At 60.6% G+C, this 16,407-nt stretch carries 17 protein-coding genes; 5 read left to right on the top strand and 12 right to left on the bottom strand.

Features of this window, described 5'->3' with window-relative positions; all coding sequences use genetic code 11:
• Positions 1 to 165 precede the first annotated feature (165 nt).
• Positions 166 to 1,218, top strand: a complete 1,053-nt coding sequence (locus BZL43_RS26070) for an NAD(P)-dependent alcohol dehydrogenase (RefSeq protein WP_095634933.1) — start codon at positions 166 to 168, stop codon at positions 1,216 to 1,218.
• Here the strand turns inward: BZL43_RS26070 and BZL43_RS26065 are convergent.
• The 6 genes from BZL43_RS26065 to BZL43_RS26040 all read right to left on the bottom strand — a co-directional run bounded on the left by BZL43_RS26065 (position 1,215) and on the right by BZL43_RS26040 (position 7,076).
• Positions 1,215 to 2,018: an IclR family transcriptional regulator gene (locus BZL43_RS26065; RefSeq protein ID WP_008012044.1), complete on the bottom strand. Its 804-nt coding sequence runs from the start codon at positions 2,016 to 2,018 to the stop codon at positions 1,215 to 1,217. The genes BZL43_RS26070 and BZL43_RS26065 overlap by 4 nt on opposite strands.
• 60 nt (positions 2,019 to 2,078) lie before the next feature.
• Entirely contained in the window at positions 2,079 to 3,389 is a 1,311-nt protein-coding gene (locus tag BZL43_RS26060) for an MFS transporter (protein WP_095634932.1), read from the bottom strand.
• A 167-nt stretch (positions 3,390 to 3,556) separates the two neighbouring features.
• Entirely contained in the window at positions 3,557 to 4,705 is a 1,149-nt protein-coding gene (gene dgoD / locus BZL43_RS26055) for a galactonate dehydratase (RefSeq protein ID WP_095634931.1), read from the bottom strand.
• A gap of 46 nt (positions 4,706 to 4,751) precedes the next feature.
• Positions 4,752 to 5,372 carry a 2-dehydro-3-deoxy-6-phosphogalactonate aldolase gene (locus tag BZL43_RS26050; RefSeq protein ID WP_095634930.1) on the bottom strand — a complete coding sequence of 207 codons (621 nt, stop codon included), beginning with the start codon at positions 5,370 to 5,372 and terminating at the stop codon, positions 4,752 to 4,754.
• Positions 5,373 to 5,391: 19 nt separating this feature from the next.
• A complete protein-coding gene (locus tag BZL43_RS26045; RefSeq protein ID WP_095634929.1) occupies positions 5,392 to 6,384 on the bottom strand; it encodes a 2-dehydro-3-deoxygalactonokinase in 993 nt (330 codons plus the stop codon).
• Positions 6,385 to 6,593: 209 nt separating this feature from the next.
• On the bottom strand, positions 6,594 to 7,076 hold the full coding sequence (locus tag BZL43_RS26040) for a GNAT family N-acetyltransferase (RefSeq protein WP_095634928.1): 483 nt from the start codon (positions 7,074 to 7,076) through the stop codon (positions 6,594 to 6,596).
• A 356-nt stretch (positions 7,077 to 7,432) separates the two neighbouring features.
• Here BZL43_RS26040 and BZL43_RS26035 point away from each other — a divergent pair, with 356 nt between their 5' ends.
• The 4 genes from BZL43_RS26035 to BZL43_RS26020 all read left to right on the top strand — a co-directional run bounded on the left by BZL43_RS26035 (position 7,433) and on the right by BZL43_RS26020 (position 9,283).
• Positions 7,433 to 8,089, top strand: a complete 657-nt coding sequence (locus BZL43_RS26035; protein WP_095634927.1) for an HD domain-containing protein — start codon at positions 7,433 to 7,435, stop codon at positions 8,087 to 8,089.
• A gap of 93 nt (positions 8,090 to 8,182) precedes the next feature.
• Positions 8,183 to 8,497, top strand: coding sequence for a hypothetical protein (locus tag BZL43_RS28680; protein WP_095634995.1), 315 nt, complete (start codon positions 8,183 to 8,185; stop codon positions 8,495 to 8,497).
• Between the two features lie 54 nt (positions 8,498 to 8,551).
• The gene (locus tag BZL43_RS26025) at positions 8,552 to 8,806 is read left to right on the top strand and encodes a hypothetical protein (RefSeq protein ID WP_095634926.1); all 255 of its coding nucleotides are present in this window, start codon (positions 8,552 to 8,554) and stop codon (positions 8,804 to 8,806) included.
• A 96-nt stretch (positions 8,807 to 8,902) separates the two neighbouring features.
• On the top strand, positions 8,903 to 9,283 hold the full coding sequence (locus BZL43_RS26020) for a Rho termination factor N-terminal domain-containing protein (protein WP_095634925.1): 381 nt from the start codon (positions 8,903 to 8,905) through the stop codon (positions 9,281 to 9,283).
• A gap of 109 nt (positions 9,284 to 9,392) precedes the next feature.
• Here the strand turns inward: BZL43_RS26020 and BZL43_RS26015 are convergent, their stop codons facing one another.
• The 6 genes from BZL43_RS26015 to araG all read right to left on the bottom strand — a co-directional run bounded on the left by BZL43_RS26015 (position 9,393) and on the right by araG (position 16,366).
• Positions 9,393 to 10,322 (bottom strand): PfkB family carbohydrate kinase, encoded by a 930-nt coding sequence (locus tag BZL43_RS26015; protein ID WP_095634924.1) that lies wholly within the window; start codon positions 10,320 to 10,322, stop codon positions 9,393 to 9,395.
• The gene (locus tag BZL43_RS26010) at positions 10,315 to 11,781 is read right to left on the bottom strand and encodes a cytosine permease (protein ID WP_095634923.1); all 1,467 of its coding nucleotides are present in this window, start codon (positions 11,779 to 11,781) and stop codon (positions 10,315 to 10,317) included. Before BZL43_RS26010 ends, BZL43_RS26015 begins: the two co-directional genes overlap by 8 nt.
• A gap of 220 nt (positions 11,782 to 12,001) precedes the next feature.
• Complete coding sequence (locus tag BZL43_RS26005) at positions 12,002 to 13,000, bottom strand: ADP-ribosylglycohydrolase family protein (protein ID WP_095634922.1); 999 nt, start codon at positions 12,998 to 13,000, stop codon at positions 12,002 to 12,004.
• Positions 12,997 to 13,710 carry a GntR family transcriptional regulator gene (locus BZL43_RS26000; protein ID WP_095634921.1) on the bottom strand — a complete coding sequence of 238 codons (714 nt, stop codon included), beginning with the start codon at positions 13,708 to 13,710 and terminating at the stop codon, positions 12,997 to 12,999. The genes BZL43_RS26005 and BZL43_RS26000 overlap by 4 nt, the downstream gene beginning before the upstream one ends.
• 133 nt (positions 13,711 to 13,843) lie before the next feature.
• Positions 13,844 to 14,812 carry an L-arabinose ABC transporter permease AraH gene (gene araH, locus BZL43_RS25995; RefSeq protein WP_095634920.1) on the bottom strand — a complete coding sequence of 323 codons (969 nt, stop codon included), beginning with the start codon at positions 14,810 to 14,812 and terminating at the stop codon, positions 13,844 to 13,846.
• 9 nt (positions 14,813 to 14,821) lie between these two features.
• Positions 14,822 to 16,366 (bottom strand): L-arabinose ABC transporter ATP-binding protein AraG, encoded by a 1,545-nt coding sequence (gene araG, locus BZL43_RS25990; protein WP_095634919.1) that lies wholly within the window; start codon positions 16,364 to 16,366, stop codon positions 14,822 to 14,824.
• Positions 16,367 to 16,407: the final 41 nt, after the last annotated feature.

Raw genomic sequence — 16,407 nt, 5'->3', positions numbered from 1 at the left:
AAAAAAGGGATGAAAGCATCATCGCAGGTCTGCACGCCATTGCGACCAATCAACGATGCATGCCGGAGGATTAGGCATGACACCCGGAGGAATCGCCATGGCCGGTCACCCGTGCGGCGCCCAGAATGGCTCGCCTCACCTGTCACCGCTTTTGCGAGGTTCACCATGTACACCGCCATCGGATACGCCGCTCAGTCAGCCACCACTCCCCTCGCCCCAATGAAATTCGAACGCCGCAGCCCACGGGCCGACGACGTTGCGATCGACATCCTCTACTGCGGTGTCTGCCATTCCGACATCCATCAGGCACGCAACGAGTGGGGCATTGCTGTTTACCCGCTGATGCCCGGCCATGAGATCGTCGGAAAAGTCACCGCCATCGGTGCGAACGTTACCCAACACAAAGTCGGCGATCTGGTCGGAGTCGGTTGCATGGTCGACTCATGCCGTCACTGCGAAGCCTGCCAGGCGGATCTGGAGCAATACTGCCTGGAAGGTCCGACCATGACGTATGCCACCCCGGACCGGGTCGATGGCAGCAACACCATGGGCGGTTACTCCGACAGCATCGTGGTCAGCGAGCACTTTGTCGTGCGTATTCCGGAGCAACTCGACCCGGCCAGCGCCGCGCCCATTCTGTGCGCCGGCATCACCACTTATTCGCCGCTCAAGCACTACGGCGTCAAGGCCGGTGACAAGGTCGGGATTCTCGGCATGGGTGGCCTCGGTCACATGGGCATCAAGTTCGCCAAGGCGATGGGCGCTGAGGTGACGTTATTCACCCGGTCGGCGAGCAAGGCTGAAGAAGGTCGTCGTCAAGGCGCGGACCACGTGATCGTGTCCACCGATGCCGAGCAGATGAAAGCCGCCGCAGGACATTTCGACTTCCTGCTGGACACCATTCCGGTGCAGCACGACCTCAATCCCTACCTCGATACCTTGCGTTTCGACGGCGTACACATTCTGGTGGGCTTGATTGAACCGATCGAGCCACCGGTGCACGCTGCCAAACTGGTATTGGGTCGTCGCGTGTTGGCCGGATCCCTGATCGGCGGCATCGCCGAAACCCAGGAAGTGCTGGATTTCTGCGCCGAACACGGCATTACCTGCGACATCGAAATGCTCGACATCCGCCAGATCAACGAGGCTTACACCCGCATGATTGCCGGTGACGTGAAGTACCGCTTCGTAATCGACATGGCGACGCTGAAGGTTTAAACCTTCAAGCCAAGCTCCGCCGACAGCCGGGCTGTGACCCCTTTGATCAGGGGAATCAGCTCGGCCATTTTTTCCAGTGGCATGTACGGCACGGTGCTGGCGATGCTGATACCGGCGACGATGCGCTTGCTGGCATCGCGAATCGGTGCCGCCACGCAGCGGATCGACGGTTCGTTGTCTTCCAGGTCGAAGGCGTACCCGCCAGCCACGTACTCGATCATGCGCTGCTGGAACTGCTCCCAGGATTGCTCCGGGTGCTGCGGCCAGAACTGATTTTTCCCACCCACCGGCAAGCTGATTTCGTACAGCCGTTGCCACTCTTCCTGTGTGTCATCGAGCATCAGCGCCTTACCGATCCCGGTACGTGCCAATGGCATGCGATGACCGACCCGCGAACGCATTTCCGGACCGTTGCGCCCCGGATTCTTGTGCAGGTACAGCACCTCATCACCCTCACGAATCGCCAGGTGAATGGTGTCGCCGGTCAGCGCCGATAACTCATCCAGATACGGCCCGGCCAGTGTGACTAGCGGCAGCTCTTCACGTGCCTGGAAACCCAGCTCGATCAGTTTCGGCCCCAGCAGGTAACCGACTTGCGGCACCACCCGCAGATAACGCTCGTCCACCAGGCAACTGGCCAGACGATGAGTGGTGCTGCGTGTTGTGCCGATCAGCCGGGCGATTTCCTTGAGATCGCGGGCGCCACTGGCCACGGCCTGAACCACGCCCAAACCACGAAGCAGTGTCTGGGTGCCAGTCGGCGCGGCGTCCTTGGCGATTTTTGGGGCGTCTTCCTGCATATCCAGCCTTTACCGTTGAGCGAGTGAACGGACGGCATTATGGTCGCCCGATGGCTGCGACTACAACTTGATACGCTCGACCTTGCCCACCAGCAACACGTAGGAAAGCGCCCCCAACAACGCCAGAACCGAGATATAGGTTATCGCCGGGGCAAACGAATCGCCGGAAGCGAGGAAGCCGATGACGATCGGCGTGGTAATCGCTGCCAGGTTGCCGATGAAATTGAACACCCCACCGGTCAATCCAAGCAAACGCGCCGGGGCCAGGGTCGATACCAGCGACCAGGTGATCGAGGCCAGGCCATTGCCGAAGAAGGCCAGCGCGAGGAAGGCAATCACCAGTGGCGTCGATTCGACGAAATTGGCGCCGATGATCGAGGTGGAAATCAGCAAGCCACCAATGATCGGCAACTTGCGGGCGAAACCCACCGTGTAACCGCGCCGGATTAAAAAGTCCGAGAAAAAGCCCGAACACAGCACGCCGACGAAGGCCGCCAGAAACGGTAGCGACGCCAGCAAGCCCGACTTGATGAAGTCCATGCCGCGATATTTCACCAGGTAGGTCGGGAACCACGTCAGAAAAAACCACAACGTCGAATTGAGGCAGAACTGACCGAGGTAAATGCCCCACAACTTGCGTTTGCTCAGGACAATCCCGAGGTCGATCCAGCTGAATTTCGCCTTGGCCTTCGCGGCTTCAGCCTGGATATCCACCAGCCCGCCGCCCTCGCGAATCAGCTCGATCTCAGCGTCATTGGCGCCCTTGAAATCCCGGGGCTCGCGATACACCGCGTACCAGATCACCGCCCAAATGATGCCCACCGCGCCGGTGCTGATAAACACCATGTGCCAGCCATATTGATGTTGCAGCCATGCAAGTACCGGCGTCAGGAACGCCAGCCCGACGAACTGCCCTGAGGTGTAGAAACCGATGGCTGTGGCGCGTTCACGCTCGGGGAACCAGGTCGTCACCACACGGCTGTTGATCGGGTACGCCGGTGCTTCCAGCGCGCCGACGGCCATGCGCAGCACGAACAGCGCGATGAAACTGGCAGCGAAGCCAAGCATCACCGTGGCCAACGACCACAGCAGTAATGCGACGCTATACAGGATGCGCGGCGGCACCCGGTCCACCAGCCAGCCGCCGGGGATCTGCATGGCGGCGTAGGTCCAGCCGAACGCGGAAAAGATCAGCCCGACATGGATCGGATCGATGCCCAGATCACTGGTCAGCGCCGGGGCGGCAATGGACAGGTTACTGCGGTCCAGATAGTTGATCACCACCGTGATGAACAACAGGACCATGATGAAAAAACGCTTGCGGCTCGGCGTCACCAAAGACGCCTGCCCGGTGAGGGTTTGCGGTTGCATGGGGGGTGCCTCTTTTTATGTTTATTGAGGTCAATGGACGAAACGCAACAAAATCTGTAGGAGCGCGGCTTGCCCGCGAAGGCGTCAGTGGGAACGCCGATGAGAATCAAGCAGACCGAGGCGTGGCCTTCGCGGGCAAGCCTCGCTCCTACAAGGACGGTGTCAAATCACCACTCGGCAAAGCTGCCATCGGCATGGCGCCAGATCGGGTTGCGCCAGCGATGGCCGACGGCGGCGCGTTCGATCACGTATTGCTCGTTGATCTCGATACCCAGGCCCGGGCCGTTAGGGATCTTCACGAAGCCTTTGTCGTAATCGAATACCCGTGGATCTTTCACATAATCGAGCAGGTCATTGCTCTCGTTGTAATGGATGCCCAGGCTCTGTTCCTGGATGAATGCGTTGTAGCAAACCGCGTCCAGTTGCAGGCATGCCGCCAGGGCAATCGGGCCCAACGGGCAATGCAGCGCCAGTGCCACGTCGTAGGCTTCGGCCATGTTGGCGATCTTGCGGGTTTCGGTGATGCCGCCAGCGTGGGAAGCATCCGGCTGGATGATGTCGACGTAGCCTTCGCTGAGCACCCGCTTGAAATCCCAGCGCGAGAACAACCGCTCGCCGAGGGCAATCGGTGTACTGGTCAGCGGTGCCAGTTCTTTCAGCGCTTCGTAGTTTTCGCTGAGTACCGGCTCTTCGATGAACATCAGTTTGTACGGGTCGAGTTCCTTCATCAGCACTTTGGCCATGGGCTTGTGCACCCGACCATGGAAGTCCACGCCGATGCCGACATTCGGGCCGACCGCATCGCGGACGGCGGCGACGTTGGCAAGCGCGAGGTCGACCTTGTCGAAGGAATCGAGAAATTGCAGCTCTTCGGTGCCGTTCATTTTCACCGCCGTGAAACCACGGCTCACCGCTTCTTTCGCAGCGCGTGCGGTGTCCGCCGGGCGATCACCACCGATCCACGAATAAACGCGAATCTTGTCCCGCACCTGACCACCCAACAGATCGCTGACTGACACACCCAGAGCCTTGCCCTTGATGTCCCACAACGCCTGGTCGATGCCGGCCAGAGCGCTCATGTGGATCGCGCCGCCTCGGTAAAAACCGCCACGGTAAAGCACGGTCCAGATGTCTTCGATGTTGCGTGGGTCTTTGCCGATCAGGTAGTCGGACAATTCCTCAACCGCTGCAGCGACCGTGTGCGCGCGGCCTTCGACCACGGGCTCACCCCAACCGGTCACGCCCTCGTCGGTTTCGACCTTGAGGAAGCACCAGCGCGGCGGAACGATGAAGGTAGTGAGTTTGGTGATTTTCATCTATTGCCTCTCTTATTAGATGCAGCGCTCGCAGCGCCAAGAAGTCTTACTGCAATGCATTCCAGGCAGCGACATACGCCTTGGCGTTCACTGCGACCTGTTCAGGTGTCATGCCCGGTTTGAACAACCCGGAACCGAGGCCGAAACCTTTGACCCCGGCCTCGATAAACACCGGCATGTTGTCTGGCGTAATCCCGCCCACCGGCACCAGCACCGTCCCTGCCGGCAACACCGCCAGCCAGGCTTTCACAACGGCGGGGCCCATCTGTTCGGCCGGGAACATCTTCAGCACATCCGCGCCCTCGGCCAATGCAGCAAAGGCTTCGGTTGGCGTCGCCACGCCCGGTGACAGGAACAGCCCCGCCGCTTTCGCCGCGCGCAACACCTTGGCATCACTGTGGGGCATGACGATCACTTGGCCGCCCGCCGCTTTCACTTGCTCGACCTGTTGCGGCGTCAACACCGTGCCCGCACCGATCAGGCAATCGGCGGGCAAGCTACTGCGCAGGATGCGGATACTTTCGTACGGCTCGGGGGAGTTAAGCGGCACTTCGATGACGCGAAATCCCGCCGAATACAGGACTTCGCCGACGGCTGCCGCTTCCTGCGGGCGCAGGCCACGCAGGATCGCGATCAGTCCGTTTTGTGCCAGTGCTTGCTTGAGCATGTCAGACCTCCAGTCAGGTTTAACGGGATGGGGGTGTGGTGATCAGTCCGGCGGCGAGCGCCAACTGCCACAACCCGCGTTCGGTGGCCTGCTCGGCCAGGGTCACCCGGGCAAAACCGCAGGCGTCGAGCGCACGGCTGTAGCGGGCACAGAGTTGGGCGTTACCGATGAGGATGATCGACGGCAGATGAACGCTGTTGCGCCGACGCCGCTGAACGTTGGCCAGCGCCGCCAGTTCATGACCGATCAGCAAGCCCGACAGGTAGTCCGGTTGCGCCGTGGCGCTCAGTTCACCGGTCAGCCCCAGACTGCGGGCACTGAACAACGTCGACAGCGGCCCGATCTCGCCGTCCGCCGACAGGGCCACCCGCACGCCACGATCAAATGCTTCGCCATCAAAAGAGGCGCCGCGCTGCTGAGTGCGCCCCAGAATGCTGTGTTCGCTGAGAACGGCGAAGATTTCGCCGGTCATGAACGTATCGAAATGCACGATGCAGCCGTCGGCCACTTCCACCCATTTCGAATGGCTGCCCGGCAAGCCGATCAACAGATCGTTGTCCGCCCCGCCCGGCAGATTCTGCAACGCGCCGAGAACCTGGGTTTCCTCGCCGCGCATCACGTTCGGCAAGCGCGAACGCTGAATCACGCCCGGCACGATGTGCACCTCGACACCGCGAAGACTGCGAACGGTTTGTAGGGAAGTTCCGAGATTGGCGACATTCGCCGGCGTGTCGCAGTAGGCCGCTTCACGCCAGCCCTGAGCACTGCCGACCATGCCGCAAGCAATCACCGGCAAATCGGGCTGCGCATCGAGCCAGTCACCGCACGCTTCATCGAAGGCCAATTCAAAACCGTCGGCACATGCCTGACCGGCGATGGTTCGCGGCGTCTTGGGCAGCTGCATGATGCCGGACGACAGCGTACGCTGTTCCAGCACCTGGCCACCGAAGCCGAGTTTGTAAGCACGTAATGAGGTTGTCCCCCAATCGAGCGCGATCAATTGCGCCAGCATCGCTTCACCTGTTTTGTTTTTTGGCAGTGAGTGAGCTGGACTATAAACCTGGACGTACGTAAATCTCAATATATAAATATCAATCCCATATATTGAGACAACACAAAAAAAGATCGCAGCCTTCGGCAGTTCCTACAGATCGATGTACGACGCAATAGCGCGGTCGAACACAATCTGTGAGCTGCCGAAGGCTGCGATCTTTCAGGGAATCAATTGCCCTCGGCAAAATCCCTTAACACCGCCCCATCCATCCGATACCGCACCCACTCTTCTTGCGGCTGTGCGCCGAGGGATTTGTAGAAGTCGATCGCCGGTTTGTTCCAGTCCAGCACGCTCCATTCGAAACGGCCGCAGTCATTGGCGCAGGCGATCTTTGCCAGGTGGCGCAGCAAGGTTTTACCCGCGCCGCCGCCTCGTTGTTCGGGGGTGATGTAGAGGTCTTCGAGGTACAAGCAGTTGCTGCCCAACCAGGTGGAATAACTGAAAAAGAACACCGCAAAGCCGATCGGCAGGCCATCGCGCAGGCAAATCAGGCCATGGGCAGTGGCGCCTTCGCTGAACAGGCTACGCTCGATGTCGGCGACGCTGGCGATGACTTCGTGGCGGGCACGTTCGAAGTCCGCCAGTTCAGTGATGAACGCGAGGATTTGCGGAGCATCGCTGGGGGTTGCCGGGCGGATTTCGATCGTCATGGACGTACCTTGTCAAAAGTTGAAAACGCCATACTAAGTCCGCGCGCGGCGCTCGTCACATTTGAAATGGTGGAGCGGGGTTTTGGGGCTATTGTCGATACGTTAAGAAATCACAATCGCAACATACTCTATGTAGCAGCTGCCGAGCCTGCGAGGCTGCGTTCGGCTGCGAAGCAGTCGTAAAACCAGGCATTGCGGTGCTTCAGACAAACCGCGCCAGCCGGATTCACGACTGCTTCGCAGTCGAACGCAGCCTCGCAGGCTCGGCAGCTGCTACGGATCGCATTTACGGCTTAACTTACTGGGATTGGGGCAAGCCCCAAGTCACAAAAGTGTTCCCACACTAAAGGACTTTTATGACCACTGCCGCTTTCGCACCGCTGCACACTCTGGCTTATGAATTGCTGCCCCACGCGCTGGAACCTGGCGAGGATGGCGCCCATGATCTGTCGCACTTGCAGCGGGTGTGGCACAACGTGCGCACGCTTCATGCCGAAGAAGGCGGTGATCTTGAGGTGCTGCTGGCCGCTGTGCTGTTGCACGATTGCGTGGCGGTGGAGAAGAACTCGCCGCTGCGCTCACAGGCATCACGACTGGCGGCGCAGAAAGCTTCGACCGTACTGACAGCCCTGAACTGGCCTGACGCAAAAATCACGGCTGTCGTTCACGCCATAGAAGCCCACAGCTTCAGCGCCAACATCGCGCCCATCACCCTCGAAGCGAAAATCATCCAGGACGCCGATCGCCTGGACTCCCTTGGCATGCTCGGCGTGGCCCGCACCTTCTACACCGCCGGGCGCATGGGCAGTGCGTTGTATGACCCTTTGGACCCGGAGGCAAAAGAACGGGACTATGACGACAAGCGCTTTTGCCTCGATCATTTCCAGACCAAGTTGCTGCATTTGGCGGACGGTTTCCAAACGGTTACCGGTCAACGTCTGGCACAGATTCGCCACCAACGCCTGAAGGGTTTCATGAAGCTGTTCAAGGAAGAAATCGGCGTCGATCAATAAGTCCGGGTGGCACCGCTCGTCGTTCATCAGGCACCAATCCAGGTCAGCGAGGACCAATATCGGGTAAGGATTCTAATCAACGGAGACGACACCATGACCACGTCCCGACTGACCGCCCTCGCTCTTACCACGCTGCTTTGCTCTGTCGCATTCGCCGCGACCAGCACTTCCGGGGCCGACCCGAACGATCCACTCCAAAGCTCTGAATCTGCGACCACCGATGGCATGGACAGCGGCCGCTCTCCTTCTCCGACGGACACAGACCCACGGATTTATCACGACGACGCGGACGCTCAGAGCGGGATGGAGACACCCGGCCCCCAGACTCCCGACAACGCCGGAACCGGCATCGGCTCAAAAACCACCACCGGAGGCTCGGGTTCCGAAGGCCTTGGCACCCGTCCATAAGTTCGCCCATGCGAGCCACGTGCAGTACCTGTCGAACCTGACGAAGAGGTAACCATGAACGATGATGAAAACCTGGAAAAAGAAGTCCTGACCCGCCTGCTACACGCCCACCCAAGTGGCTTGGGCAAGGAGGTTCTGGACAATTACCGGGGGGAGAAAACCGTGGCCAGCGCCCTCGCCACTCTGCAAGATCGCGGGTTGATTCAGCACGGTCATGTGACCCGCAACGAAGCGGGTGAGCACTCGCTGAATTTGCCGATCAAACTCAGCGCCGCAGGGGTGGAAGCGGCGCGCAAGCTGGATGTCTAACCGATAGGCGCTGCAACAGGCGCGTCTTTCGCCTGTGCATGTTTGAAGAGCAAAAGCTCGCAGGCTTTGCCAGCGCCGACAACCAGGAGAAATCCCATGCCTCGTGGAAGCAAAGACAAATACACCGCCGAGCAAAAACGCAAGGCCGAACATATCGAAGAAAGCTACGAGCAAAAAGGCGTGTCCAAAGATGAAGCCGAAGCTCGCGCCTGGGCCACGGTGAACAAGCAGTCGGGCGGCGGTGAACGCGCCGGCGGCTCGGGGCGCAAGAAGCCGGCCAGCGCCAAGTCTGCGGATCGCAAGGAATCAGCCCGACGCGCGGTGGCCACCCGTGAAGGCAAACCGCGCAGCAGCAAGGCTTCGCGCGATACGCAAACGGTGGACAGCCTGATGAAAGAAGCCCGGGCGAAGAAGATTCCGGGGCGCTCGAGCATGCGCAAGCAAGAGTTGATCGAGGCGTTGCGCAGGGCGGGCTAAAGGTCAGGATTGAGGGTGGATTCGAGGGCCTCATCGCGGGCAAGCCCGCGCCCACAGGGGATCGTTCACGGTCCAGTGTGGGAGCGGGCTTGCCCGCGATAGCGGCTGATCAGGCGCCGAAAGTATCGCGAATGAATGCATCCAGTTCAGCCGCCCCCGGCGAAGTCGCTGGCCCCCAACGAGTGACGGCCAAAGCAGCTGCCGCGTTGGCCCGCCGCGCCGCGTCTATCGCCGACAAACCTTGCGCCAACCCCGCAACCAACACCCCGGCATGGGCATCCCCCGCACCGTTGCTGTCGACGGCCGTGACCTTGAATCCCGGTACATGCTGACGGTCACCATGCTGGCTGATCCAGCACCCTTGCGGCCCATCGCGCACCACCGTCATTACCTCGGCGGGCAGATGCTCAGCCAACCGATGCAATGCTTCGCCAATGTCCGTCGTCCCGGTAAACCGCTGTGCCTCGACACCGTTACTGGTCCACAGATCGATGCGCGGCAACAAGGCCTTCATCAGCGGCGCGTCTGGCGATTCCACCAACGGCCCCGGATCGAACACCACCTTGATCCCATAAGGCAAATCCAGCACCCAATTCACCAGCGCCTGAGCCTTGCCGCCATGCAGCAGGCTATAGCCGCTGACATAGACAAAATCGCCCGCCTCGGCCGGCACACTCGCCAGCTCCTGGGCGGTCAATTCGCCCTCGGCACCGATGCAGGAAATAAACGTTCGCTCGGCCGAAGCTTCGGTCAGCGCAACACACAGCCCGGTGTCGCGCTCGGTGCTCTGTTCGATGCCGATGCGAATGCCTTCAGCCGTCATCGCCTCTCGGGCCATGTCGCCGAAACGGCCCTTGCCATGGCCACCGAGGTAGACCACCGGCAAGCCGTTTCGCCGGGCGGCGGCCATCACATTGAAGCCACCACCCGTCTCGAAACGGGCAGATTGCGCCAACACATCACCACCCGATTGAGGCAATTTATCCACGGCCATGACCAGGTCGATCATGACCTGGCCGGTGTGCAACAGCTTAGGCATGAGCCGGCTCGATCAACGCAGCGCGACGGTCCCTGGCACCGCCGAGTACCCAGTAAATGCCACCGGCCATCACCAGCGTGACGATCCAGCCCAGGCCGTTGTGGCCTAGCCAGGAGTCGGACAGAAAGCCCCGGAACCAGACATCTTGTTCAGTGGTGCCAATGGTGGTGAAACTGAAGCCCGACACGATCGCCAGCGCCCATGCACCGAAGGCGCGCCACTCGACGCCGCCGCGATACCAGTAGGCGCTGCTCGGGCTGACGTCCAGCAGGTCTTTGGGGCTGTAGTAATGCCGGTGAATCAGGTCGATCAAAAAGATCCCGACCCACGCCGTGATTGGCACCGCCAGCAAGGAAATGAAGGTGATGAACGGGCCGTAAAAGCTCTCGGCGATCAGCATGAAGTAGATCGAACCGGCGAAGATCGCAATGATATCGAGCACCACCGCATACACACGCTTGACCTTCAGGCCGAGGGTCAGCGTGGTCAAGCCGGCGGAGTACACGGACAGGTTATTCGACAGCAGCAGCCCGCCGAATGCGGTGATCAGGTACGGCACGGCCATCCAGGTCGGCAGCATGTCGCGGATCGCCACGATCGGGTCAGTGGCCGAGGCCAGATCATTATTGCCCACCGATAGCAGACCGCCGAGGGTAATCAGCAGTACCAACGGAATCCCTGCACCGAACGCCGCCGACGCCACCAGGCGCATGGCTTTGACACTGCGGTGCTGGTAGCGCGACATGTCGGCACCGGCGTTGGCCCAACCGATGCCGGTGCCGGCGGCCATGGTGCCAATGCCAATGATCATTGCACTCAGGGGCGCTGGCGTGGCGTTGAATACGGCGCTCCAATCGATGGTCGCGCAAAGGAAACCGCCGACCAGGATGTTCAACCCACCGAACACGTAGGTCGCCCACCTCTGGATGACCAGCAGCGTGGCGTGACCGAGGCCGGACACCGACAACGTCAGCAGTACAAAAATCGCGATAAACACCAAGGTCAGCAGCGGCGAGCTTTTGGCTTCCACCGGCGAGCCGAACACAATTGAGCACAGCGACAGCAAGACGAAAGCGGCGGTGGTGGTGTTGACGGTTTCCCAACCCAGTCGTGACATCAGCGAGACCAGTGTGGGGCCAATATTGCCGCGCACCCCGAAGATGGCTCGCGACAGCGTCAGGCTCGGTGCGCGCCCACGGCGCCCGGCAATGGAGATGATCCCGACCACCGCGAACGAACCGGCGGCACCGAGGATGGCGACGATGATCGCCTGCCAGATGGCCAGGCCGCGGAAGGCCACCAGCGTGGCGCCCAACGGTAAGCCGAGGATGGAAATGTTGGCGGCAAACCAGACCCAGAACAGTTGCAGCGGATGACCGTTGCACTCCCCTTCCGGCACCGGCTCGATGCCACGGGTTTCCAATTGCCCGGCACTTTGTCCGGTGTTCGATGAACTCATGAAAACTGCTCCTGTTGCCATTGTTGTGGTTGTGGGCAATTGGGAAGTCGACATGACTTTCCGGCGATCCTTGCCATATCTGTGCGCTCCATTGCGGGTGAAAAATTCAAGTATGCGGCGCGCCTATCGCGGGCACGCCCGCTCCCACAGGAATGGTACAAACCTTGAGATGTACGCCGCACCTGTGGGAGCGGGCTTGCCCGCGATGACGTCAGTACAGTCAACGCAAGGCCAGAAGCCCCTGCACCAACGGCTCCAGTTGCAAATCATTGACTGCTTTAACCTGCTCGATCATCGCCACAGGCCAACTTTCAAGCCCCAGGCAGGCCCCAAGCATGGCGCCGAGAATCGCCGCGATGGTATCGGTATCTCCGCCCAGACCGGCCGCCATGCACACCGCCTCGAAGGCCGTCATCTGCCCGATCGCCACTTGCCGGGCCAGCGCAAACGACACCACCACCGATTCCTGCGAGGCCACCGACGTGCCGATCACCTCGTACAGCAAATCTGCCAGCAACGCCTTGTCGCAGTCGACGCTGATGCTCCACGCCCAACCGATGCGCGCCGCGATACGTCCGCCAGCGACCCAGTGACCGTGGCTTTCGGCTTGCCGGGCGATCTGCTGGCCAAGGTGCAATGCCTCGCTCAGGTCCATGCCATTGATCCCTGCGGAAACCACAGCCGCCACCGCCGCCGCACTGGCTATTCCCAGCGAGGTGTTGTGGGTCACCTGGCAGGCTTGCACCACAGCGCGGATGAAACGCTCGGGATCGGCAATATCGGCCGCAATCCCCACCGGCGCAATGCGCATGGCCGCACCATTGGTGGTGCCGTGGCGGCCTGCCTCTTCCAGCGAATAGCCGGCGAGGATCATCTCGATAGCGTGTTTGGTCGAGGGGCCGAGCAAATCCTGCGAGCCCTTGGCCCGCATCCTGGTTTCCCATTCGATCAGCCGTTGGGCCAGCTCCGCCGGTTCGATCCGGCCCTTGCCTGCGATCAACAATTGGCCGAGCAGAATCGCCTGCTCGGTATCGTCAGTGATCGAACCTTTGGGCATATTGGCGGCAATCGGTTGATCGGGGCCCGCGTCTTGCAGATCGGTAATCTCACCGAAACGTGCCTTGATCTCGGCGCGGCTCAGGGATTGGGTCGGCATGCCCAACGCATCGCCCAGGGCCAGTCCATAGAATGCGCCGAGGGCACGGTCGTGCGCGGTCATTTTGAAGTTCCAATTTGCAAGTGCAGACGAAAGCGCACCGGATCGAGCAGGCTTTCGACTTGTTCCATGAAGCGGTTCTGACGGTCGTAGGTGGTACGCAGGGCCTTGAGGAACACCGTGCCCTCCGGGCGTCCGAGCAATTCGGCGTCTTCGGCATTCAAGGGTTCGGCGCCGATCCACTGATCCCCGTGGTCACCGATGTAGCCGTAGGCGGCCAATGTGATGGTCAGGGAATCATCGATCAGACCGACTCGCGGCAGCCCTTCCAGGCCTCCGGTGGCGGGCATCAATGAGCGCTCAAGGGAGACCAGCGTGCCATCGGTGCCGCGCCGTCGCCGGTCGAGCGTGATGAACTGATCGGTGCCGAAACGGGGCAGCAGGTCCGATCGGGTCACCGCCTCCAGTCGCAGCACTTCGGTATTGATCAGCGCCCCGTTGTCGGCCAGCGCTTGGGCCCAGCCGTTGCGCTGATCGAGCACCACACCATCGAACGTGACGATGGACCCCACTGCGCCTTGCGTAGCGATGTCGTGGCGTCGCTTGAGTTCGACCAGGGCTTCACGCAGCGTGCCGCGGCTGACCTTGAATTCTTGAGCCAACTGATGTTCGCCCGGCAATGGAACGCCGTCCTCCATGAGGCCGTTTTCGATGCGCCGGACGAGCTCGTCGACCACCTGTTGTTTCTTGTCAATTCGTAGCGGTCTAATCATGTACACCTCGGGTGTACCGTCATAGCTGAAACGGGTTGGGACGGGCAAGGAATATTTTGTGAAAGTGGGTGAAGAATCTTTTAAATGATCGTTCCCACGCAGAGCGTGGGAATGATCGGTAAAGGAATGTCCGTCAGCGCTGTTTCAACCGGTCAATCACCACCGCCAGCAACAGAATCGAACCGCGAATCACGTACTGATAGAACGTATCGATATTCTTCAGGTTCATCGCGTTCTCGATGATTGCCAGAATCAGCACCCCGGCAATCACATGCCGAATCATCCCGATCCCGCCGCTCAGCGACACCCCGCCAAGCACACAGGCCGAAATCACCGTCAGCTCGAAACCCTGGCCAATCATCGGCTGACCGGACGTCATGCGCGACGCCAGGATCACCCCGGCCAACGCACCGATCAGACCGTGTACGGCGAAAATAAGAATCTTGGTCCGGTCGACATTGACCCCGGCCAACAACGCCGCTTCCTGATTGCCGCCGATGGCCATGGTGTTGCGCCCATAGGTGGTGTAATTGAGCAACCAGCCGAAAAACAGAAAGCAGACGATGGTGATCAGAATCGGCACCGGCACACCGAACAACTGACCGTTACCGAAGACGAAGAACTGTTCCTGGGAAACGCCCACCGCTTTGCCGTTGGCAAAAATGTAAGCCAGGCCACGCACGATCTGCATCGTGGCCAGCGTGGTAATCAACGCATTGACCCGCAGCTTGGCGATCACGATCCCGTTGATCAGCCCGACAATCAGCCCCATCACCAGCGCTGCACTGACCCCGAGGAACACGCTGTCGGTGTCGCGCATCACCACTGCCGCAACCACGCCGGCGCAGGCAATCACCGAGCCCACCGACAAGTCGAAATGCCCGGACGCCAGGCAATACAACATGGTGCACGCGGCAATCCCGGTCGTGGAAATCGCCAGGCCCAGACCGCGCATGTTCAGCGGCGACAGGAAGTTGTCGATCAGCAAGGTGCAAAGCACGAAGATCCCGACGGCCGCCAGCAGCATCACCCAGTCATCGAGAAAGCGCCGCAGGTCCAGCGGTTTGCGCGGGGTTGGCAAAGCGTTGTTTTGGATAGTCATAGTCACCTCTCAGTTCGCCACGTCGGCAGCGCGTTGGCGTGGCAGCGCCAGTTGCAGCAGGTTGGATTCATTGGCATGTTCGCGGGTCAGTTCGCCGCGCATCGCGCCTTCGCAAAGCACCAGGATGCGGTCGGAAATGCCCATGACTTCCATCAGGTCGCTGGACACCACAATCACCGCGATGCCGCTGGCCGCCAGGTTATGGATGATCTGGTAGATCTCGGCTTTGGCCCCGATGTCGATGCCCCGGGTGGGCTCGTCGAGCAGCAGGACTTTCATCGGCATCGACAGCCAGCGACCGAGAATCGCCTTCTGCTGATTGCCGCCAGACAGGTACATGATTTTCTGCGCCGCGCTGGGCGTCTTCACCTTCAGCGCCTTGATCTGCTGGTCGGCATTGTCCTTTTCCCACAGGCCGCGCAACAGGCAGCCGAAGGTGGAATGGGCGCTGCGAGCGCTGATGTTGATGTTCTCGGCGACGCTTGCCAGCGGCAGGATGCCCTCCTTCTTGCGGTCCTCGGGGCACAGCAGAATCCCCGCCGCGATGGCATCGCGCGGCGAACGCAGTTTCAGTTCACGACCGCGCAACTCCAGGCGCCCGGCGGTGTTGCGCGTGAGCCCGCTGAGCATCCGGAACAGCTCGGTGCGCCCGGCCCCGACCAGGCCGAACAGCCCGAGAATCTCCCCCTTGTGCACCTCGAAACTCACCGGTTCACGCAAGCCCGGCCCCAGTAACTTGTCGACCTTGAGTGCCACCGCGCCACGCGGACGGCTGCGGTAATCGTAGATATCCTGAATGTCGCGACCGACCATGCACGTCACTAACTGATCATGGGTCAGCGCGCTCATGTCCTCGAAAGTGCGCACGAAGCGACCGTCCTTGAACACGGTCACCGCGTTGCAGATGCGGAATACTTCTTCCATGCGATGGGACACGTAAAGCACTACTTTGCCTTCGTCGCGCAGGCGCCCGATGATCGCCATCAAGCGATCGATTTCCCGTGCCGACAGGCTGCTGGTGGGTTCGTCGAATGCAATCACATGCGCGCCACGGGACAACGCCTTGGCGATTTCCACCAGTTGCCGCTGACCGAGCGACAAGCGCCCCACTTTCTCTTGCGGATCGATTTCATCGGCCAGGCCTTTGAGGCAGGCCAATGCCTGTTGCCGCAAAGCGCCGCGATTGATCAGGCCGAAACTCGCCGGCAAATGGCCGAGAAACAGGTTCTCGGCGACGGTCATTTCCGGCACCAGGTGCAGCTCCTGATGGATCACCGCGACCCCGCTGCCAATGCTGTCGGCGGTGGATTTGAAAACCCTCGTTTGCTCGCCGATCCGCAAATCGCCGCTACTCGGCGTGTAAGCACCGCCGAGGATTTTCAGCAGCGTGGATTTGCCGGCACCGTTCTCGCCCATCAAGGCGTGAACCTGCCCCGGATGGGCGACGAAACTGATGCCGTCCAGTGCCTTGACCCCGGGAAAGGTTTTACCGATTCCATTGAAGCGCAGGCTGCCGCCAGTGCCTTGTTCATTTGTTTGTACGTGCGCGTGCATAACACCACCTCATCACACCGGTCAGGCAGCCCCGTCGCCAG

Origin of the sequence: Pseudomonas sp. PICF141, assembly GCF_002286815.1 — a bacterium.
Taxonomy (GTDB): Bacteria; Pseudomonadota; Gammaproteobacteria; order Pseudomonadales; family Pseudomonadaceae; genus Aquipseudomonas.
This window is presented reverse-complemented; position numbering and strand designations above follow the sequence as displayed.